Source organism: Planktothrix serta PCC 8927 (genome assembly GCF_900010725.2).
In the GTDB taxonomy this organism is placed as follows: domain Bacteria; phylum Cyanobacteriota; class Cyanobacteriia; order Cyanobacteriales; family Microcoleaceae; genus Planktothrix; species Planktothrix serta.
The window spans coordinates 149,767-169,574 of the sequence record NZ_LR734869.1; the positions used below are offsets into that span (position 1 = coordinate 149,767).

The 19,808-nt window shown below is 37.3% G+C and carries 17 protein-coding genes; 8 read left to right on the forward strand and 9 right to left on the reverse strand.

The window, feature by feature from the left end; all coding sequences use genetic code 11:
* Positions 1-63: 63 nt before the first annotated feature.
* On the forward strand, positions 64-717 hold the full coding sequence (locus PL8927_RS11530; protein ID WP_083621420.1) for an HAD hydrolase-like protein: 654 nt from the start codon (positions 64-66) through the stop codon (positions 715-717).
* Between the two features lie 11 nt (positions 718-728).
* Here PL8927_RS11530 and PL8927_RS11535 read toward each other — a convergent pair whose 3' ends face one another.
* Entirely contained in the window at positions 729-1,568 is an 840-nt protein-coding gene (locus PL8927_RS11535; RefSeq protein ID WP_083621422.1) for an SWIM zinc finger family protein, read from the reverse strand.
* Between the two features lie 40 nt (positions 1,569-1,608).
* Positions 1,609-4,770: a DEAD/DEAH box helicase gene (locus PL8927_RS11540; RefSeq protein WP_083621423.1), complete on the reverse strand. Its 3,162-nt coding sequence runs from the start codon at positions 4,768-4,770 to the stop codon at positions 1,609-1,611.
* A gap of 256 nt (positions 4,771-5,026) precedes the next feature.
* Between PL8927_RS11540 and PL8927_RS11545 the strand changes: the two genes are divergently transcribed.
* Positions 5,027-5,518, forward strand: coding sequence for a glycine-rich domain-containing protein (locus tag PL8927_RS11545; protein ID WP_083621424.1), 492 nt, complete (start codon positions 5,027-5,029; stop codon positions 5,516-5,518).
* A gap of 39 nt (positions 5,519-5,557) precedes the next feature.
* Here PL8927_RS11545 and PL8927_RS11550 read toward each other — a convergent pair whose 3' ends face one another.
* On the reverse strand, positions 5,558-6,910 hold the full coding sequence (locus PL8927_RS11550) for a hypothetical protein (RefSeq protein ID WP_083621425.1): 1,353 nt from the start codon (positions 6,908-6,910) through the stop codon (positions 5,558-5,560).
* A 212-nt stretch (positions 6,911-7,122) separates the two neighbouring features.
* On the opposite strand from PL8927_RS11550, the gene PL8927_RS11555 reads away from it, so the two are divergent.
* Together PL8927_RS11555 and PL8927_RS11560 are read left to right on the forward strand one after the other, a co-directional pair.
* Positions 7,123-7,788, forward strand: a complete 666-nt coding sequence (locus tag PL8927_RS11555) for a sigma-70 family RNA polymerase sigma factor (protein WP_083621427.1) — start codon at positions 7,123-7,125, stop codon at positions 7,786-7,788.
* Positions 7,789-8,348: 560 nt separating this feature from the next.
* Positions 8,349-9,335 carry a calcium-binding protein gene (locus PL8927_RS11560; protein ID WP_083621429.1) on the forward strand — a complete coding sequence of 329 codons (987 nt, stop codon included), beginning with the start codon at positions 8,349-8,351 and terminating at the stop codon, positions 9,333-9,335.
* A gap of 146 nt (positions 9,336-9,481) precedes the next feature.
* Here the strand turns inward: PL8927_RS11560 and PL8927_RS11565 are convergent, their stop codons facing one another.
* From PL8927_RS11565 to PL8927_RS11575, 3 genes are all read right to left on the reverse strand, one after another.
* Positions 9,482-9,655 carry a hypothetical protein gene (locus PL8927_RS11565; protein WP_156093169.1) on the reverse strand — a complete coding sequence of 58 codons (174 nt, stop codon included), beginning with the start codon at positions 9,653-9,655 and terminating at the stop codon, positions 9,482-9,484.
* The gene (locus PL8927_RS11570) at positions 9,652-10,122 is read right to left on the reverse strand and encodes a helix-turn-helix domain-containing protein (protein ID WP_083621431.1); all 471 of its coding nucleotides are present in this window, start codon (positions 10,120-10,122) and stop codon (positions 9,652-9,654) included. Before PL8927_RS11570 ends, PL8927_RS11565 begins: the two co-directional genes overlap by 4 nt.
* 259 nt (positions 10,123-10,381) lie before the next feature.
* A complete protein-coding gene (locus PL8927_RS11575) occupies positions 10,382-11,530 on the reverse strand; it encodes a substrate-binding domain-containing protein (protein WP_083621435.1) in 1,149 nt (382 codons plus the stop codon).
* Between the two features lie 19 nt (positions 11,531-11,549).
* Here PL8927_RS11575 and PL8927_RS11580 point away from each other — a divergent pair, with 19 nt between their 5' ends.
* Positions 11,550-12,557, forward strand: a complete 1,008-nt coding sequence (locus PL8927_RS11580; protein ID WP_083621437.1) for a formylglycine-generating enzyme family protein — start codon at positions 11,550-11,552, stop codon at positions 12,555-12,557.
* Here the strand turns inward: PL8927_RS11580 and PL8927_RS11585 are convergent.
* Positions 12,532-13,977 (reverse strand): serine/threonine protein kinase, encoded by a 1,446-nt coding sequence (locus PL8927_RS11585; RefSeq protein WP_083621440.1) that lies wholly within the window; start codon positions 13,975-13,977, stop codon positions 12,532-12,534. The genes PL8927_RS11580 and PL8927_RS11585 overlap by 26 nt on opposite strands.
* Positions 13,978-14,227: 250 nt before the next feature.
* Positions 14,228-15,016, reverse strand: a complete 789-nt coding sequence (locus PL8927_RS11590) for an FHA domain-containing protein (protein ID WP_083621443.1) — start codon at positions 15,014-15,016, stop codon at positions 14,228-14,230.
* A 621-nt stretch (positions 15,017-15,637) separates the two neighbouring features.
* On the opposite strand from PL8927_RS11590, the gene PL8927_RS29120 reads away from it, so the two are divergent.
* The 3 genes from PL8927_RS29120 (at position 15,638) to PL8927_RS11605 (ending at position 19,470) form a co-directional block, all read left to right on the forward strand.
* Entirely contained in the window at positions 15,638-15,901 is a 264-nt protein-coding gene (locus tag PL8927_RS29120; protein WP_197047392.1) for a LecA/PA-IL family lectin, read from the forward strand.
* A 398-nt stretch (positions 15,902-16,299) separates the two neighbouring features.
* The gene (locus PL8927_RS11600) at positions 16,300-16,554 is read left to right on the forward strand and encodes a hypothetical protein (RefSeq protein WP_083621449.1); all 255 of its coding nucleotides are present in this window, start codon (positions 16,300-16,302) and stop codon (positions 16,552-16,554) included.
* Between the two features lie 765 nt (positions 16,555-17,319).
* On the forward strand, positions 17,320-19,470 hold the full coding sequence (locus tag PL8927_RS11605) for a polyribonucleotide nucleotidyltransferase (RefSeq protein ID WP_083621451.1): 2,151 nt from the start codon (positions 17,320-17,322) through the stop codon (positions 19,468-19,470).
* Positions 19,471-19,578: 108 nt separating this feature from the next.
* Here PL8927_RS11605 and PL8927_RS11610 read toward each other — a convergent pair whose 3' ends face one another.
* Positions 19,579-19,800, reverse strand: a complete 222-nt coding sequence (locus PL8927_RS11610) for a helix-turn-helix domain-containing protein (RefSeq protein ID WP_231505988.1) — start codon at positions 19,798-19,800, stop codon at positions 19,579-19,581.
* Positions 19,801-19,808: the final 8 nt, after the last annotated feature.

A 19,808-nucleotide genomic window follows, 5' to 3' on the forward strand; every position in this document is an offset into this window, starting at 1 on the left:
CGCGAATATCGATTCTACTTTGAGTATCAATCTCAAACCCAGACAGAACCCCTGAATAAATGTATGAATCAAATTATCATTTTTGACTTTGACGGAACTTTAGCCGATACCTTAGATGCAGTGGTTAGAATTACTAATCGCTTATCGGGGGAATTTGGCTATTTACCAACTAACCCTGAAACCCTTGGCCAAATTCAAAATTTAAGCTCTTGGCAGATTATTCAACAATCAGGGATTTCCGTATTTAAACTACCTTTCTTCCTGAAGCGAGTGCTTTCTGAATTACATCAGGATGTAGAACTAATTCATTTATTCCCGACAATTCCTGAGATTCTGCGACAATTACAGGAACAAAATTATACCCTTTATATTATCACCTCTAACTCCAAGATCAATGTGAGTACGATCTTATCCCGTTATGATTTAGTCAATACCTTCAAAAATATCTATTCTGGAATCAGCCTGTTTGGAAAATATAAAATTATTAATCAATTATTGGCTCAGGAAAAAATAGAACCCCAACAAGCTATTTATATTGGGGATGAAACCAGAGATATTAATGCAGCTAAACAATCTAAAATTAAAAGTATTGCCGTCAGTTGGGGATATAATTCCGCCGAAATTTTAGCACAACATCACCCCGATGCTTTAATTGCTCATCCTTCAGAACTTATTGCTGCTATTAAGAATGTATCAATGTTGACTGTTAACTGTTGACTGTTGACTGTTTATTCCCGGTTTAAACCCACTAAAACGGCTTGTTGACTTACATTTTTGTACACTGTTTCTAAATATTGCATCACAATATCGGTGGCGGATGAAGCCGAACGGTTTGTAGAAGTTATGGTAATTGGTGCTAATGGAATAGGGCCTAAAACATCCAGCACTGTTTCACTACTGGGCGGTGGCGTAATCACAACTAAAGCAGAATCTAGCTGTTCAGAGTAATTCCAAAATTGATCGAGTTTAGGAGAATTAGAGTCAGATTTTACTGTAATTTCTTCTGCGGTTGCAGTCTTAATTTCATCTTCACTTTGACCTCGCAATTGACGTAAAGTGTTGATAATTTGTTTCTGTGTTTTTCCCCGAAGTTGAAATAAAACAAACGGATCTTCACTAAAGCGATCGCCTAACATATAATAAACCGCACCAATATGTTTACAGGGGTTCGCTTTGTCTGGACAACTACATTCAGAATGAACATTATCCAAGGAAAAGGGAAACAATCTTAACCCATTGGCGGCAAATACATCTTCAATATCCTGGGGCATTTCTCCTGCTAATAATTTAGCACTAAAAATCGCCCGTTGCGATAGAGTTGCGATAATATAATTCCATTCTTCATCACTAAAGATATCTAACCATAAAGCAACAGTGTAGGGTTCCGGTTGCGTTCCCTGAACCTGAGCTAAAACTTTTTGATCTTTAAATTCAATGTTTAAAACATTCCCTTGTCTGGCATAATTTCTAGCGCGTTCCAATCGTTTTTTAAACCGATATTTATCTAATAAATCTAACCATTGTTGTGACCACCATTCTTTGTTCGCTTCCATTGTATAATCTACCATAAAATTACTCCTTTTATTCACAATTTGTTGAGTTTTAAAACTATTCTTCTTCCTCCTCAATAATTGAGTTTCGATCTAATATTAATAGAGTTCTGAGTTGATCGGTATCTAAAGCCGTTAACCAATCTTCCCCCGCACTCACAACTTGTTCTGCTAAGGCTTTTTTACTTTCAATTAAATCATGAATTTTTTCTTCTAATGTTCCAGTACAGACAAATTTATGCACTTGTACATTCCGGGTTTGACCAATTCTAAAGACTCGATCTGTGGCTTGATTTTCCACGGCTGGGTTCCACCATCGGTCAAAATGAAAAACATGATTTGCACGGGTTAAATTTAAACCCACTCCTCCGGCTTTTAATGATAATATCATAATCGGTGGAGCTTGGGGATCATTTTGAAAGCGATCAATCATTTCTTCCCGTTTATTTTTTGAGGTACTCCCATATAAAAATAAGATTTCTCGGTTAAAATGATGTTCTAAATAGGGTTGTAATACTTTTCCCCATTCTGCAAATTGAGTAAAAATTAAAGCGCGATCGCCTTCTGCTAAAACCTCATCTAGCATTTCAGTCAACCGTTGTAATTTTCCTGAATATTGGGTTTTAATTAAATCTGGTTTTTGTGATTTCTTACTATTTTTAACTTTAGCTTCAATTAAAACGGGATGATTACAAATCTGTTTCAGCCTAACTAATAAAGCTAAAATCATTCCTCGGCGTTGAATTCCTTCCGCATCATCAATTTTTGCTAAGGAGTCATCCACAATTTTTTGATAGAGGGTTGCTTGTTCAGTTGTCAATAGACAAAATACTGTATTTTCCTGTTTTTCAGGTAAATCTTGTATAATATCCTTATCGGTTTTTAAGCGACGTAAAATAAAGGGTTGAACTAGCGATCGCAATATTTTTAAAGAGTCTGTATCCCCATATTTTTCGATAGGAATTGCAAACCGTCGTTGAAAAAATGCTCGTTGTCCTAAATACCCTGGATTTAAAAAATCCATAATAGACCATAATTCCGAGAGACGATTTTCTACAGGAGTTCCTGTTAACGCAATTTTAAAGGATGCGTTGATATTTCTAACAGTTTTGGATTGTTTTGCATCAGGATTTTTAATATTTTGGGCTTCATCCAATACCAATCCTTGCCAAGTTACTCCTTGCAATTCCTTGTCGTCTCGGAAGGTTAAGGGATAACTGGTAATCACTAAATTTTTATCTTGAATTACTTTAGCAAAATTCTTACCTTTAGCGCGTTTATCGCCATGATGCACCATCACTTTTAAAGTTGGACTAAACTTTTTAACCTCCCGTTCCCAATTTCCTAAAACCGATGTGGGACAGACTAATAACACCGGATTTTCTAAACTATTGTTTTCTTTAAGATGAAGTAAAAAAGCAATAAATTCTATCGTTTTTCCTAATCCCATATCATCGGCTAAACACGCACCTAAACCCCATTGTTCTAAGAAGGATAACCAGCCTGCACCTCTGGCTTGATAGGGTCGTAATTCTCCTTTAAAATCTTTAGGATTCGGAATCGGTTCTAAACTGCGATTATTGGTTAAAGCATTCAATAATTCCTGTAATTTTCCTCCCGCTTCAAAGTTAACAACAGGTAATTTCTCAATCATTTGAGTATCTCCCGTTGATAGCCGTAACGCATCTTCTAAAGAGAGAGTCATTTCATCTTTACGTTGACTAAAGAACGTTTTTGCAGCTTTAATATCCGAGGGTCGTAACTCAACCCATTCTCCATTAATTTCTACTAACGGACTTTCTTTAGAAACTAAGCGATCAAATTCTGCCTTAGTCATGGTTTGACCACCAATGGATAATTGCCATTTAAAGTTTAATAAACTTTTTAATCCTAATCTTTCATTAGTTTTTAATTTAGGAGTTTCTGCTTTAATACTTAATCCTAATCGACTCGCCCACCCCTCTCGATTTGCTAAACTCGGAGGTAATATTACCCCTAAACCACTATCAGTAAAACGCCAAGCATAACTTTTCAGAAATTCATAAGCTTGTAACGGATTTAAACTACAGCTTTGGGGGCGAGCTTGTTGTAAACTGGATTCAATCACTGGATATAATTTTGAAGCCAGTCCTAAGCCTTTTAACAGGGTTTCCTGGGGATGTTTAATCGTTCTCCCTCGATAGGGAAAGGACTCAACCGGATGACTCCAAATAATATGAGTATTGATAATAAATTCAGGATCATCAATGGCTTGTAGACAATATTCTAACTCCCAATTAGGGTTATCTTCTGTGGGAGGATGTAAACGAAAAGCCGTAGAAAATAGATTTTGTTCAGATAAAGAATATTGTAGGGGAGAAGTCCAATTTTTTAAGGCTGTTTCTAAAGATTCTATTTCTGTTAATTCTCCCTGAATTATATTGTCTTCTTTCCCTAATCCTTGTAACCAAGCTTGCAGAGTTGGAGGAAGTAAAACCGCATTAGCACTGGCTTTTGTTTCGACTTCTTCAGCAACAGTTCTCACCTGTGAATCGATCATTGTTCCTAAAAAATTAATGATAATATCTTGAGGAGATAAGGGTAAATTAATCGCTAAAATATCACCTTCTATTTGCTCCTGAACCATTCGACAAACCGTTGGCATTTGTTTAGCAAACCGTAATAATCGAGCTTGGTCAATGGCACTATCGAGAAGCGGTTGCCATTGTGCAATAATAGTTTGATCAGGTTGTTGAATTAATTGGGGTAAAAATTTAGATCTAGCCAATAAATCCAAACTCCAACGAGCAATATGTGACCAAAATCGTAAATCTTCCCCCAGGTTAGATTCTGATGTTATAACGGTACTTAAAGGCAGAGATTGTAAAAATTGAAAGGCTTGTTTAGGATTAAGAGAAATTCCAGTAATTTGCCAAGGATAGAGATAGGATTGAGGACTATTAGTTGCACTAGAATAAATTGGAGTGAGTTCTCCAACTGTTTCAGAAATACCCGTTGGTAGTGCTATAATTTTCTGCGAGAGGAGATTGGTAAAAATGTCCGATAACTCAATATTTTTTAACAGGGGTTGAGTCAAGAGTTCTGTATCGTTTAAAGCAAAGGGATAAGGAAGAATGGGTTCTGAAGCCAGGGACTCCGACGCGACTCGTCGCCAGGTTTCTCCCCACAGGAAAAAAGACTTATTCGGTGTAATGCACCAACTTCCATGTAAAATTGCCATCTCGTCAACCTGCAACTGTTCTGTATTAATTATATTGTGTCTTGATTCATTAAAACGGAATTTAAAAATTAGAGATTTAATTAATAGTTGATTGAATTAAAATTAAATTGTCACTCAATCACCTTTAAATCAGATATATTTTACGGTCTTTTTGTCCTGTTGATTCTGAGATTAATTCTGGTAGATTAATCATCAAGGCAATTAACAATATTCGATTTTGCCCGATCTATTAACGAACAGATTGGAGGAATTAAAGATGAACTGTGTGCAAAAAAATATCACTCAAACAGAAGTCGATTTTTGGGGAAAATTAAGAGAAATTGACCTAAATCCTATTCGGGACTGGGTGATTTATAAATATCAATGGAATCGAGAAAAAACCCTGGGGGCGATCGCTTTTTATCAGATGTTTTTATTCCTGTTATATTTATACCCGAATAAAATAATAGTTCCTCCCCTTCCAGAAATTGACTTAATTTGGCATGAACATATCTTGAATACCCCTAAATATATTCAGGATAGTCAGATGTTATTTGGTCGGTATATTCATCATGTACCGACCTATAGTTTAACACCTGAAACCCAAAAGCAAACAGAAACCGCCTGGTCAGAAACCTTAGATTTATGGCGACAACATTTTGGAGCAGAAATTTTAGCAAATGCGAATTCAGAAAACCAATCTGATAAAGAATCACAAAAAACACCAAAAGTCGATTGTATTCATCCTGATGATTCTCATATAATCTAACTGAAACTGTCAGGATAATTTCTCAATTTATCTGAGTCCTTAAACAGTTTCTAGGGATTTTAAGAAGCTTTGAGCTTGAATAACTTTATCAACCATTCCCAAGTTTTCAAATTTGCTCAAAGCTTCTGTACCCCAATATCGAGATTTAGAAAAATTTCCTTCAACTTTTTCTAGGCGAGCTAGAGACAAATTATAACAGGCATTTAATTGACAATCATCGTATAGTAATGATGTCTGTAAACCCTGTTCTAATCGATATCGAGCTTGATAGAAGTCTCCTTTAACTAAAGCGATCCGAGCCATCCAATTTTGCAAGGCAAAAGTGATTCTTTGCCATCCGAATTGTTTGGCATTATCCCAAACTTTTTGATAAAGGGACTGAGCTAAAGAATATTGTTCTAGGTGAAAATAGATTTGCGGTTCATAGTAGTCAAGAATAATTTGCCATCGTTGCGATCGCTCTGGGTCAAGATGACAATATTTTAAAATGATTCTAGCTTGCCGTAAATAGTCTAAAGCTTGGGAATAATGTTGTTGTTGAAGATGCCAAACCGCTTGATTTTTTGTAAGTTTTAACTGTAAAATTGGGTCAGAATCAGAGGAAATTAGTTGAGATAACTTATCAGCTTCTTTCCAACTATTCATTAAGGTTAAAAGCCATGATTTTTCTAAGATTGCTTCTGTAATTGTGGCTGTATCTTTAAGGTCAGCAACTTGTAATAATCCTTCTACTTGCTCTAAACGTTTTTGGTAAGAACCATAAATATAACTATATTGTTGAGTATTTTGCAGAAGAATTTTTAACGATTGATAACGTTCAGGAGCCTGACACCATTTGATAAAAAGTTCTAAGTCTGACCAGTTTTGAGCTAATTTATTGCCATGGTTTGGCCAGTCTAAAATTTGATATTGTTCAGAGATGAATAGATATTGTTTGAGTCCAACTTCAGCTATTTGTAATGTTAAGCCCAAATCAGGGGAAAACAAATCACTCTGATTAGATTTTGACAGAATTTTATAACCCGCTTTTTCTAATAAATCAGGAATGTTTTGTGATTGTACTTTTTTAAAAGATATACTCCGTTGTTGCAGAAGTTTTGCGATCACTGGATACAATTCTTGAGAAAGCCGATGTCTGACTGTATCAGCTTGAGCTTGATTTAGATTTTGGCAAAAATGACTGGCGATTTCTTTCGGACTTTTACCCGCTAAAAGCAGTAATAAATAATCTCGGAGAGTAGGACTTAATTCCTTAATTTTGTTAATTCTGTTCTGTCTTTCTGCTCGGATAGAGTCATAAGCATGAAGCAGATCCGCTAATAGTCGATCAACTTGCCAAGTCTGATAAACCTCATGCAATTCTGGTGGTGGGTTGTTAGGTTGTTGAATCATAAAAAAAGAAAGGTTCACATCTATTCCTTAGTTTAGCTGAGATTCCCAGAAAGTTATCAACAGTGTGGAGTAGATTTGAAGAAAAATCTATGATTTGCTGGTAATAGTTAGTCTTTAACCCTTGCACACAATCCCCTGTAAAAAATATCCATACTGTGGAGATCTTTTGTAGAGGGGAGAAGTTTACACTATTTTCTACCCAACCAGACGTTATGATGCTATTACCAGAACTTCCAGAAGAATTGATCAAACGTTATCTTCAAGGAGATAGAGATGCTTGTCGAGAACTTTTGAAACGCCCTCAGTATTATCAACTTTGTCAAAAAATTGCCAAGAAAATATTTTTAGGAAAGTCCCAGGACTGGGAGGATGCGGCTCAATCGGCATTTGAAAAAGTTTTAAAAGAAGCTTTATCTGGTAAATTCAAGAAAGGAAATTCAGAACAATTCTATCATTGGTGTGCTAAAGTTGCGTTAAACTATATTCTGGATTTACTTCGTAAAATTAAAAAGGAAACTGAATTTATTCGGGATCAAATTCAACAAAAAACGTTTAATGAATATATCGATATTCGAGAAAATTTAGAACTATCGGATACAAACTCTCAAATTCAAAAAGCAATTATTTATATAGATCAACAATATCCCAAAAAAAAGTATCTTTACATTTGGAAAGGATTAGTAGATAATAAAAAACAAACAGAAATTGCTAAAGATTTAGGTTTTAAACAATCTGAAGTTTCCAAGCGACATCAGGAATTAGCAGTTTTCGTTGGGAAAGAATTAGGCTGTTTAAATGTTAAACAAGCAGAGGAGATGTTAAAACAAATTCGTCAGGGTAGAAGACCGAAACGCTCTCAAGAAGATTGGGACAACTAAAATAGTCTATCCCACTTCATTCTGTAAAAATTATTTCCCTAATTACAATAAACATTATAACTGTAGGGGCGGGTTTACTGTAGGGGCGGGTTCTGAATAAATCCTGAATTCTCAGCAACAACCTTGCTAAACCCGCCCCAGAAAGACAGACAGGGCGGGTTTACTTAAGTTATTAGTGGGAATTGAAGATTTTTTCAGAACCCGCCCCTACCCTTAACTTTTGGCAATTTCTGAAGTCTCTGCTGCTATCAAAAACACATATTTTGTCTGGATTTATTGAAACCAGATTTAAAAATAATAGATGCAATTAATATTTAACGATATCTTCTCTGATAACAGATTAAAAATTAACTAATATTCTTGATAATTTCAGGTCTTTTAAGCTCGTTTAAATCTATTGATCTATTCATAAATATGTGCAAAATTAATAATCAAAGCTCTTGAAAAAGCTTGGAATCTAAAAATCTATTCAAGGTCTTCTGATGGATAATAATCTATTTATTTAGACGTATTTTTTACCCTCATTAGGTCTTGATAGGCTAACAACATAGGAGAATATTATGGCTATTTCCTTCGGCTCTAATTGGTTTTCATCTGGGTCTTCAATTAATCAAACGATGGTGATGAACCCTCCTAATAGTGGAACTTCATCTACTATTAGTTCTTCTTCATCAGGAACGATGACCCAAACAAATAGTTTATCTATGAATGGATCTTCAATTGATCAAACGATGATAATGAACGCTCCTAATTCTCCAACGACAGTGATCAATACTGGGACTAGCAATGGCGTTTCTACTATTAATTTAGGAACAGGTAAAATTCTGAATGGCACCAGTGCTAATAATCTTCTTAACGGGAGTGAAAGTGGAGATATTCTTAATGGTAACTCCGGTAATGATACCCTGAATGCCTTCGGTGGTGGTGACATTCTCAATGGTGGTTCTGGTAATGACATTTTATCCGCAGGGAGTGGTAGCGATATTCTCAACGGTGAATCTGGAAATGATACTCTCCAAGGAGGTTCTGATGTTGATCAACTGAGCGGGGGTTCTGGTAATGATAAATTAGACGGTGGAGATGGTAACGATATGCTTACCGGAGGTTCTGGTAATGATAGTTTAATTGGCGGTACAGGAAACGATCTGTTAATTGGTGTTAACGCTAATGCTATGATTGTCGGAGCAACTTCAATTATTACTAGCAGTGGTACTCCTGGGCGCGCAGAAATTGATCAATTAACCGGAGGAACAGGAGTCGATCAGTTTATTTTGGGTGACAGTAATAATGTCTACTATAACGATGGTAGTTTACTTACTCCTGGTAAAGCAGATTATGCTTCTATCATCGATTTTAATGCCACTCAGGATAAAATTCAACTCAAAGGATCGGCGAGTAATTATGTTTTAAATGTCTCTGGTTCCAATACCCGAATTTTACTCGATAATGATGGCATTGCTGGTTTTAGCGCTAAAGATGAATTGATTGGTACTGTTCAAGGTAACACAAATTTGAACTTGAGCAGTAGTGCTTTCAAATATGTCTAAGCACCCCAGAAACCGGGTTTCTGAATCAATCTTTCTTCCTGAATATTAACTTCCCTGAAAAACCCGGTTTCTAGCACCCCAGAAACCGGGTTTCTACATTCATCTTTATTGGTGAATATTAACCTCTCTCAGAAACCCGGTTTCTTCTAAAGCGAACGAAGCAATATCGTTAAAAATAATCCCAGAAAAAATAACATCACAAAGGTTTCTGGTGTTGCTGAGTGATTAACATGACGTTCTTCATTACATTTTAAACAAACATAATGATCTGGATCATGGGAATCTCTTACCCAATAACACATCAGTTGATCACATTTCATAATGTTGATTCTCCTTGCAAATTAGCATTAAATTCAGCTAAAGTTAATCCTCGTTGTTTCAGTAAACGATTAATATGGCGATCGCTAATTTCAACACCAAACTCCCGCTTCAGTTGTTTTGCTAAACTCTTAGCTTTCCAATATTCTGATTTAGAACCAAACTCTTTAGGACGATGTTTCAGTAATTCTTCCAAACGCAGTAAATAATCCTGATTCACTTTTTGCGGACGACCAATAGGCTGATTATTCCACTGTTCTGCTTTACCTTGTTTAGTCATTAACATCCATCGCCTCGCCGTCATCGCAGAACATCCCAACAATTGACAAATTTCGCTCTGAGTTTTTCCCTCATCCGTCAGCAAAATAATCTGAATCCGTTGTTTATAGGTTTTGGGTAAATAGGGATCTTGTAAATCCCTGTTTAAGCATCGCCATTCTAAAGGTTTCAAGTACAACGATTGACACATATTTGCTACCCCCTGAAAGTGAAAAATATTTTTAAATCTATTATCTGAAATTTATCTAAAAAATCAATTGACAATAGATTTAATTTTTCCCAGTTTCAGACCGTCATACAGATTCCTGATATTGCTTGTGTTGTCGGAATTTCGAGACTTTAGATCCTGACTGCTGATGGTCAAAAAATCTCAATTGGGTTTAAATCATTGATTTGACTCTGAATACCGATTATTATTGACTAGGGTTTTGCGGTGAATTGATGCTATTTTATTTCTTTCCTTTACAAGTATTTTCTAATTGAATTTTGTCGTTCTCAAGAGACACCCTATCTTTAAAATTATCTATTGTGACAGGATACACTGCTCGTGATACATAAGATCGACTATCAGTATAATCAGGGTTATCCGGTAATAATTTACTAATTTTATTCTGATCGTCTTCAAACAATGCTTCAACTAATAGAGCCGTTTTTTCTGCTATATCTTTACTATCTTTACAAACAGTCATAGACTGCCATCCTTCTCGAATCTTGGTTAAACTTCCGATTGTACCATCTTGACCTGTAATCAGAATTTGACCGGGTTTATATCTTAAATTAACTAACTTCTCAATAATATTATTTGCCATACCATCATTAGCTACCCAAACAATTTTTAGATCAAAATATTTTGTTAATATTTCCTCGATTTTATCAGCAGCTATTTCACCTTTCCAACCCGGAATATTAATTTCTGGATCAGTATCATTTTCTCCTACTAATATAAGCTGTTGACTGCTCATCAAACCTTTTAAGGATTTTTTTAAACCTTTCTCTAATAAGATTGAATTATTATCGTCGGAGTCTCCATTGATTATCACAAATTTATTATTAACTTTTTCTAGCTTATAGGGGTTTTTCTTACTCAAATCTTCAAATTGACTTGCAATGTATTCTCCTTGGAGTTCACCGACATACTCACTATCAAAAGAAATGTAATAATCAGCATGAACCTTTCCATTATCAATACTCCGATCATAGGCAATCACGGGGATATGTTTTTTCTTGGCTTTTTCGACAATTTTTGTGGCATCACCACTTGGCCCTAAAATTAATATACAAGCTCCTTGCTCGATAGCACGATTGGCTTGCTTAAATTGTTGGTTTGCATGACCATCGGCGTTAAAATAAAGAAGGGTGAGGTCTTGACCTCTTAATTGTATTGCTAATTTTTCTGTAATTTTCTCCTCTAATTGTCGCCGATCTGACCCTTCCCAGCGTTGTGCAGGTTCAGTCTCCGGTAACAAAATAGCAATTTTATTACAACCTTTTGCGCTTGATTGATTGAACTGGCTACAACCACCTGTTAAAATCAACAAGACTAAGAATAATGCTACAATAGGTTTAACTACAAGGGAAAATCCGGTTAGTCTAAACATAGGTTTCACGAGTTAGGTTATGTCCAAAAAAACGTTGAATCGCAGAAAAGCTTTGTTGACTATTTTATCCTTTTGTTTTATTGTACCTGGTGTAGCTACATTTTTAAATAAAAAATTAGCTAAATCAAGTCGTCAAAGTACCCTAAAGTCAAACAGCAATAATTCTATTAATCTCAACCCTTTGAGTAGTCCAGAATCAATAACTTTACAAATTCTAGATGAAAAAAGTCTTCTGAGTGAAGAAACAATTGAGATTTATCCTCAAGAATTAAACACCGATACGAGATTAGAAATGGTGAAGATTAAGGCAGGTTCCTGTAAAATTGGTTCAAATCCTCAAGATAGTGATCATCTCACTAATGAAGCACAGGGCTTTAAAATTACCATGCAAGAATTTTATATGAGTCGTTATCCCATTACACAGGAACAATGGCAAGCTGTTATGGGAATGGGAAATAACCCGTCAACCTTTCTCGGCGAAACTGATCTACCCGTAGAAACTGTATCTTGGTATGAGGCTAAAGAGTTTTGTGACAAATTAACCAATAGCACCAAACAAACCTATCGCTTACCCAGTGAAACGGAGTGGGAATATGCTTGCCGTGCTTATAGCGAAACTCCATTCTATTTTGGGGATAAAATTACTCCGACACGGGCTAACTATGATACTTATTACTCTAGTGTAAAAAGTTCTGGAGACTATCACGGAAAAACGATCAAAGTTGGGCAGTTCCCAGCTAATAAGTTTGGTTTAAAGGATATGCACGGAAATGTTTGGGAATGGTGTCAAGACTCTTGGCATAAAGACCATCAAAATACTCCTAAGAACGGTGAAGCTTACGAGAATAAGGATGAGGAAAAAGCAGTGATCCGAGGTGGAGCTTGGCATAGTTTTCCCTTAAAATGTCGCAGTGCTGCTAGAGAAGGGATGTGGAAAAATATGAGAAGTAATCGCATTGGGTTTAGGGTTGTTATGGAAATTAAAAATGTTACTTCATTGTCTAAGAACTTTCTGAATCTCCGTTGATGAGCAATTGAAAAATAAACAGGATCAGTAAAGCCAGAAAACTAGCTGATGCGGTTGAAATAATCAGGGGTAAAATATCAATGGATTCTTCTCGGTTTAACCAATATCCAATATAAATTCCTACGCTGGAAACAACAGAGATAATCAGTTGATAGATTTTTTGTTCTAAGGGAACACGATTTTTAATGAGTGCGATCGCCAACAAAATAACACCAACGATTAACACAACTCCCGGCGGAGGAAAAGTTAAATTTTTGTCAAAAATAGCGATCGCAATTAACCAAACACCCGCCCCCATCAATGCTGTTCTGACGTATAAACCCCAATCCGTTACAGGGGAAGATGGCAGTTTTTCCGGTTGAGTGACAGGGATATTTGGTATCGGAGGAGGTGCTGGTGCACGTCGGGAACGTTGAGGAAGATTGTGTGGAGGTGGAGAAGATTTAACAGTCTTTTTGCTTTTTGGTTGAGGGAGTAAATCTAACCATTCTTGCACAGATTGAGGTCGAAATGTGGCAAAAAGTTCCATCCCCGAAAGAATAGCTCTATTGACTTCATCGCTGATATTAGGATTAATTGTTTTGGGAGGAAGTAAATCATCTTCTTGTTTTTCTGCTTTGTTTAAAACTCTTTTGAATGCGCTACTAGGAACTGTTTTTGTTAACATGAAGTATAGTGTAGCAGCCAAAGCATATACATCTGTATAAGATCCTTGAGGTTTATCCCGATAATGTTGCTCTATAGGCGCAAAACCACAGGTTGTAAATTCGGTGAATTCAGGCTCAGTATCAATAACATCACGGGCAATCCCAAAATCAATCAAAATTGCTTCCGTTTCATTCTCGCTTTTGACGCGACGAATAATGTTCTTGGGATTAACATCACGATGTAATAGGATCGGTTTAAAACTATGGATATACTTTAGGGCATCTCCGATTTGTTGAATATACAATATAGCTTCTGCTTCTGATAAAAAATTCCGATTGTCTTCGAGCCAATCTTGTAAATTTTGACCTTCAATATATTCCATAACTAAACAAGGAAAATCATTAATGAAAAAAGGGCTTTTACTTCGTACAATGTAAGGATGATTACATTTTGCTAGGCGTATAGCTTCATTGAAAAAATCATCTCTATTTTTTTCATCTTGTTGGTTCCCTCTTTCATATTTTTTTAGAGTTTTAACCACAACTTTTTGATGATTTTTAGTATGAGCAAGAAAAGTTATTCCAAAACCACCACTGCCAATTTTTTTTTCAATTATATAATCTTTTAACTTCATCCCGGATCGCCAGTACAACGGATTATCCTCTTGATTTTTCCTATCCATTCCAAAGTTTTGATGTATTTTTTCTGTATCTTCCTTATTGGTCTCACCCAACCCAGAACCATTACTATCATCATCCTGTTGATTCTTCATAACAGATCTCCCCTGGTTATTCAATTATGATCACAGAGAAACAAGCGATCGCTTTTCCCCTTCAGACAAAAAGACTGTTTGATTCTCAAGCCGAAAATTGATCCAGAGGGCGGGTTAATAACAGTTATTGGTGGTCAGCCCAAATTCTGACAAAATCCACCCCGACAATTTTCTCTTGTGGATCAATTTTATCCCCTTAATTTCTAGGAAACAATCTATTTTTAATAAAAATTAATAAACTTTAGATGCCCTAGTAAACCAGTTTAACATTGAAAACATAACCCTCATTTCTGAGCGTCTCAAAAACGTTATTAATCTTGTTGTGATTATCAGTAATTTCTTTTTGTAATCGACAAATCAAATTAGCAACATCACCATTGAGTTTAGTCGGATCATCTCCCCAAATAGCTTGAATTAAATCGGGATGTTTACACAAAGTAGGTTCCCCCAGATTCTGATGATTTTGTTCAGCCATATAATCAACCATTTTCCGTTGTAAAGGAGTTAATTTGATGGGGTAGCGGTTATCTCCCGTAACGACAAACAACTTGCTTTGACTCAGATTATACTCCAAAAAAGATTCAGGTTGAGGCTTTTTAGTAGAATCTTTTTCATCCCAAAATGTTAATTTAAAAGGTAAAGTTTCTGATGAGCTATAGATCAAAATTAGAGCTTCATGGTGAAGACGAACTCCTTTATCTCCTTGTAGTCGTACATCCTGATCCGATCCCCCAGGATGTCTGATCCAAGTTCCATTAGCACTACCTTCATCAACAACCCACCAAAAGCCTTGGTTTCCTTTTTGAAGGATATAACAATGGGTTCTGGAAACCCGTTCTTCAGGATCAGGTTGAAGAACAATATCATTATGATCTAAACGACCAATTCTAATAATAGTTTCTTCTGTTTTAGAGACTAGGGGATAATTCTGCTCCCGACCATCAGGGTATTGAATTTTCAGAAATGGCACTTCTGGGTTAATCATATTTTCCACCGTCCAGATAGAATATAGATAAATTATTGATCTATTATGAATCATCTATCATACCTGAAAATCCCAAAGATATCGAAAATTTAAACTTATTTTAACAAAAATCAGAACTTCAATAAAATCAAGAAATGCTAAGTAGGGTACCAGGGTAAAAAAATATCCACAGTGTGGAGTAGATTTGGAGAAAAATCTATAATTTGCTGGAAAAAACACTTCTAATTTTCCTATCTATTGCACGATTTGGAATTGATTAATAGTAGTTAAAGTACAGTCTATTTCCCTGTAAATAGGCATTCCAACCTCTGGATTCACTTTTTGTCACTTTTTGTCACTTTTTTCACCTCTGAATTCACTTTTTGGCAACTTTTTTTCAGTGAGAGGGTGGTAGGCTATTAACAGAATCAATTTTGTTCGATAGGTTTCAACCTGTCGCTACAAAGTTAAAGTCCGCCTACGCGCACTCAGAACAGATCCAAGAAACCGGGTTTTTCCCAAAAAATTCAGACTCAAGACTTCAGGAGATCAACCAATGAACAGTTAAATGTATTAGATATAGCAGCTACTGCGGGATGGATTAACACAAATGTCTATGTCAAACGCGGTTGGCGTGTCAAAATATCTGCTAGGGGAAGGTGGAGTAATGGAAATTATGCAAGGTCTGACAGAACAGTGTTTCGACCCTTCTACGGGCCTGATGGTTTCAGCGATACATCATATCCAACAACTGAGCTGCTAGTACCAACAACATTAACTGGTTCTTTAATTGGACGAATAGGCAATAGTCAGCCATTTGCTATCGGCTCTAATTTAACCTTTGTAGCTGCTAATGATGGCTGGTTATATTTATCAATGAATGATAAGCCTGGAACATTTAATGACAATCAAGGTTCCCTCAATGTAACTGTTCAATTACATCAATATAGGAGCAGATAATAATACAGCTTATATTCTTAAGCAAGGTTTATCTGGGTATCCACCAAAACTTAATGTAATAACACAAATTGATTATGCTGTGGGAGATAGGTATGTAAAATCCGGCAACCCATTTAACAATTTGGTTATACCTTAGTTAGTGGAGGTGGTGATAATTTAATCAAAATTTGGCGAGTACAGGAATAAATATTAGGGTTTGTAGGACAGGCTTCTAGCCTGTAATTTTCCATTAAGTGCAGAAAAATTTCATTTTGAGGAGTCAATTGACAAAATAATGATTAATTCGTTATAATCAATATATATCAACTCTTTGTTGATATGTATTGATTTAAGAGTATGGACAGTAAAGATTAATTTCAGTTAAAATCAATTAATAACAATAATCAATAGTTAATTTTATGAATCTAGTAACTTTAGAAATTCCTGACCAATTAATGAGTCAATTACAACAACAAAAAGATTCTGTGCAAACTGTTTTGCTTAAAGCCTTAGAAGAATATTTAGCCAAACAGCAATCAAATATTACCAAAACCCAAACGTGGGAACTTTGTGGTAGTTTAGAAATACCATTACCTGAATCTCAATTTATCAATAATCAAAGTTCAGAATTATCTACTAACTATGCTGAACACATTGATGAGATTTTATATTAAAGGTGGCTTAAGTGGAAAAGTTGTGCTGTACTTAAGCCACCCTACGAAAAAGACTATTACATCTCCTAGAAAATAATTTGTGATGGCTAGAAAATTGATGGAAAATTAAGGAATGCGATCGCTGAGTTAAAAAAGGGGGGCGGGTTTAGTTAGGTGATCGGTTGGAATTAAAGATTTATTGAGAACCCGCCCCTACAGGATGGTTGATCATTAATTAGAAACTCATTTGAGGAACATAATCAATGAGGGTGGCGACATCTGCCTGAATTTTTGTCAGTATTGAATTGATGAAAAGTTAAAGAATGCGATCGCTGACTTCAAAACAGGAGTGCGGGTTTAGTGAGGTTATTAGTGGGAATTAAAGATTTTTTCAGAACCCCCCTCAAAAAAAGTTAAAATTAGCCCGAAACCCAGTATTTAAGGACATCCGGTTAATCTCAGTTTCGTTAACATCACATTTGTTGACCCCAATCGAGAGGATTGAGAGGGTCAGGAAGTATAATGAAAAACTGAACTCAGGTTTCTCAAACACTCATAGTCAGTCAAAATCAACTTCTAGTTGAGGTGGGATGAGATTGAAGATCAGAAACCTCAGTCCAACTTTAAAACTCCCTCTGTTGCTTGTAAAATCGTGACTAGAAGACTATTAACTGTTCATGACTAAGGGTTGACGGCGAGCGTTTCCACACTCCTTACCCATGCTCATCACCGTGTTACGATGACGACAGAGAGAGAATCGACAGAAGAAGAAGGAAGATAAAATACATGGAAGAGATCATTAAGTCAATATCCTTTGATGGACGGGATATTAGACTCAAAATAGGTTTACTTGCGCCACAGGCAGGTGGAGCCGTTTTAATCGAGTCTGGAGATACATCAGTTCTAGTGACTGCGACTCGCGCCGAAGGCAGACCCGGATTAGATTTTCTACCCTTGTTGGTGGACTATGAAGAGCGACTGTACGCCGGGGGAAGAATTCCAGGGGGATTCTTACGTCGGGAAGGTCGTCCACCCGATCGCGTGACTCTAACTAGCCGTTTAATTGACCGTCCCTTACGTCCTCTAATTCCCCATTGGTTACGCGATGATATTCAGGTTGTAGCTACAACTTTGTCCATGGATGAACAAGTACCCCCGGATGTATTAGCGGTGACGGGTGCTTCTGTAGCCGTGATTTTGGCAAGAATTCCCTTTTTTGGGCCGATGGCTGCGGTACGGGTGGGATTAGTTGGAGATGATTTTATTATTAATCCAACTTACCGAGAAGTGAAGAATGGGGATTTGGATTTAGTCGTGGCGGGTTCCCCGGATGGCGTGGTGATGGTGGAAGCGGGGGCGAACCAACTCCCAGAACAGGATATCATCGAGGCGATCGATTTTGGTTATGAAGCGGTTTGTGATTTAATCAAGGCCCAAGAGGAATTAATGCGGGACTTGGGGATTGAATTAAAACCCGGAGAACCCCCGGAAGGAAATACGGGTTTAATCCAATTTATCCGCGATCGCGTGACTCTCCCCGTTAAACAAGTTCTCCAACAACACGACTTGGATAAAACGGCACGGGATGCCCACTTGGATGAAATCAAGGAACAAGAAATTATTACCCCCATTGAGACGTTAGCGGAAGATGATCCGATCCGGGTGGCAACAACGGAGGATTCTAAATTGGTGAGTCAGATTTTCAAAGATCTCACCAAGGAATTAATGCGTCAGCAAATTGTCCAAGATAGCGTCCGGGTAGATGGTCGTAACCTAGATCAAGTGCGTCCGGTATCTTGTAAAGTCAGTTGTTTACCGAAACGGGTACATGGGAGTGCCTTGTTTAATCGGGGTTTAACTCAGGTGTTATCTATTGCTACCTTGGGAACGCCGGGAGATGCTCAGGATTTGGATGATTTGCATCCCCAAGAAGAAAAACGCTATATGCACCATTACAACTTTCCTCCTTATTCCGTTGGGGAAACAAAACCCATGCGGGCGCCGGGACGGCGAGAAATTGGTCATGGAGCGTTAGCTGAACGGGCCTTAGTTCCCGTCTTACCGTCTAAGGATCAATTTCCCTATGTGATTCGGGTGGTGTCGGAAGTCTTATCGTCTAACGGCTCAACCTCAATGGGTTCAGTGTGTGGATCAACTTTGGCATTGATGGATGCCGGAGTTCCGATTTCTAAACCCGTGAGTGGGGCGGCGATGGGATTAATTAAAGAAGGGGAAGAAGTTCGGATTCTCACCGATATCCAAGGAATTGAAGACTTTTTGGGAGATATGGACTTCAAGGTAGCGGGAACCGATAGTGGAGTCACCGCCCTACAAATGGATATGAAGATCACCGGGCTACCGATGAAAACGGTGGCGGATGCTATTTATCAAGCCAAACCTGCCCGACTGCATATCCTAGAAAAAATGTTAGAGGTGATTGGCAAACCTCGTTCTGATTTGTCTCCCTACGCGCCTCGGTTGTTAACCTTGAAAATTGATCCTGATTTAATTGGTTTGGTGATTGGCCCTGGTGGGAAAACCATTAAGGGGATTACCGAAGAAACCGGAGTCAAGATTGATATTGATGATGATGGCACAGTGACCATTGCTTCAACCGATAGCGAGAATGCCGCCCGTGCCTATCAAATTATTCAAGGCATGACCCGCAAGTTGAATGCGGGGGATGTGTATGTGGGCCGGATTACTCGGATTATCCCCATTGGTGCCTTTGTAGAATTACTTCCGGGTAAAGAAGGAATGATTCATATTTCCCAGTTAGCAGACTACCGAGTTCCTCGTGTTGAGGATGAGGTATCTGTTGGGGATGAGGTCATTGTCAAAGTTCGGGAGATTGACAGCAAAGGTCGGATTAATCTGACTCGTCTGAATATTCATCCTGATGAAGCTGCGGCTGCCCGTGCTGCTGCGGTGAAATAGTCATTGACATCCGCCCCCTCGTTCTACGAGGGGGATTCCATCTATTGCAACAAATCGAAAATCGATAATTGTTGAAATTCTGGCGGGTTGACGCTTCTTTGGGTGCTGCTATCCTTGGATAGTCTGATGCTTCCTCCACGCCCGTTCCTCTAATTTCTTGGCTTGAGTGATAAATTGTTTTTGAAGTTTGGCGTTTTTGGGTTTCTTTTTACCTCCTTTGTATTCAGAAATGCAGAAGTTGAACACTACCCGCACACACCCAAATAGCTTGGCTAATCCCAATTTCTGGGAGGGTGTTGGATAACATCGATATCGATATCGGGCTTTCATTTTTCTTC

Excerpts from the sequence above, each read along its gene's own strand:
- PL8927_RS11580 (WP_083621437.1), top strand. The coding sequence starts at position 11,550 with ATGTCCAAAAAAACGTTGAATCGCAGAAAAGCTTTGTTGACTATTTTA.
- PL8927_RS11575 (WP_083621435.1), bottom strand. The coding sequence starts at position 11,530 with ATGTTTAGACTAACCGGATTTTCCCTTGTAGTTAAACCTATTGTAGCA.
- PL8927_RS11605 (WP_083621451.1), top strand. The coding sequence starts at position 17,320 with ATGGAAGAGATCATTAAGTCAATATCCTTTGATGGACGGGATATTAGA.
- PL8927_RS11565 (WP_156093169.1), bottom strand. The coding sequence starts at position 9,655 with ATGAAATGTGATCAACTGATGTGTTATTGGGTAAGAGATTCCCATGAT.
- PL8927_RS11600 (WP_083621449.1), top strand. The coding sequence starts at position 16,300 with ATGAATCTAGTAACTTTAGAAATTCCTGACCAATTAATGAGTCAATTA.
- PL8927_RS11540 (WP_083621423.1), bottom strand. The coding sequence starts at position 4,770 with ATGGCAATTTTACATGGAAGTTGGTGCATTACACCGAATAAGTCTTTT.
- PL8927_RS11590 (WP_083621443.1), bottom strand. The coding sequence starts at position 15,016 with ATGATTCATAATAGATCAATAATTTATCTATATTCTATCTGGACGGTG.
- PL8927_RS11610 (WP_231505988.1), bottom strand. The coding sequence starts at position 19,800 with ATGAAAGCCCGATATCGATATCGATGTTATCCAACACCCTCCCAGAAA.
- PL8927_RS11560 (WP_083621429.1), top strand. The coding sequence starts at position 8,349 with ATGGCTATTTCCTTCGGCTCTAATTGGTTTTCATCTGGGTCTTCAATT.
- PL8927_RS11570 (WP_083621431.1), bottom strand. The coding sequence starts at position 10,122 with ATGTGTCAATCGTTGTACTTGAAACCTTTAGAATGGCGATGCTTAAAC.
- PL8927_RS11530 (WP_083621420.1), top strand. The coding sequence starts at position 64 with ATGAATCAAATTATCATTTTTGACTTTGACGGAACTTTAGCCGATACC.
- PL8927_RS11535 (WP_083621422.1), bottom strand. The coding sequence starts at position 1,568 with ATGGTAGATTATACAATGGAAGCGAACAAAGAATGGTGGTCACAACAA.
- PL8927_RS11585 (WP_083621440.1), bottom strand. The coding sequence starts at position 13,977 with ATGAAGAATCAACAGGATGATGATAGTAATGGTTCTGGGTTGGGTGAG.
- PL8927_RS11550 (WP_083621425.1), bottom strand. The coding sequence starts at position 6,910 with ATGATTCAACAACCTAACAACCCACCACCAGAATTGCATGAGGTTTAT.
- PL8927_RS11555 (WP_083621427.1), top strand. The coding sequence starts at position 7,123 with ATGATGCTATTACCAGAACTTCCAGAAGAATTGATCAAACGTTATCTT.
- PL8927_RS11545 (WP_083621424.1), top strand. The coding sequence starts at position 5,027 with ATGAACTGTGTGCAAAAAAATATCACTCAAACAGAAGTCGATTTTTGG.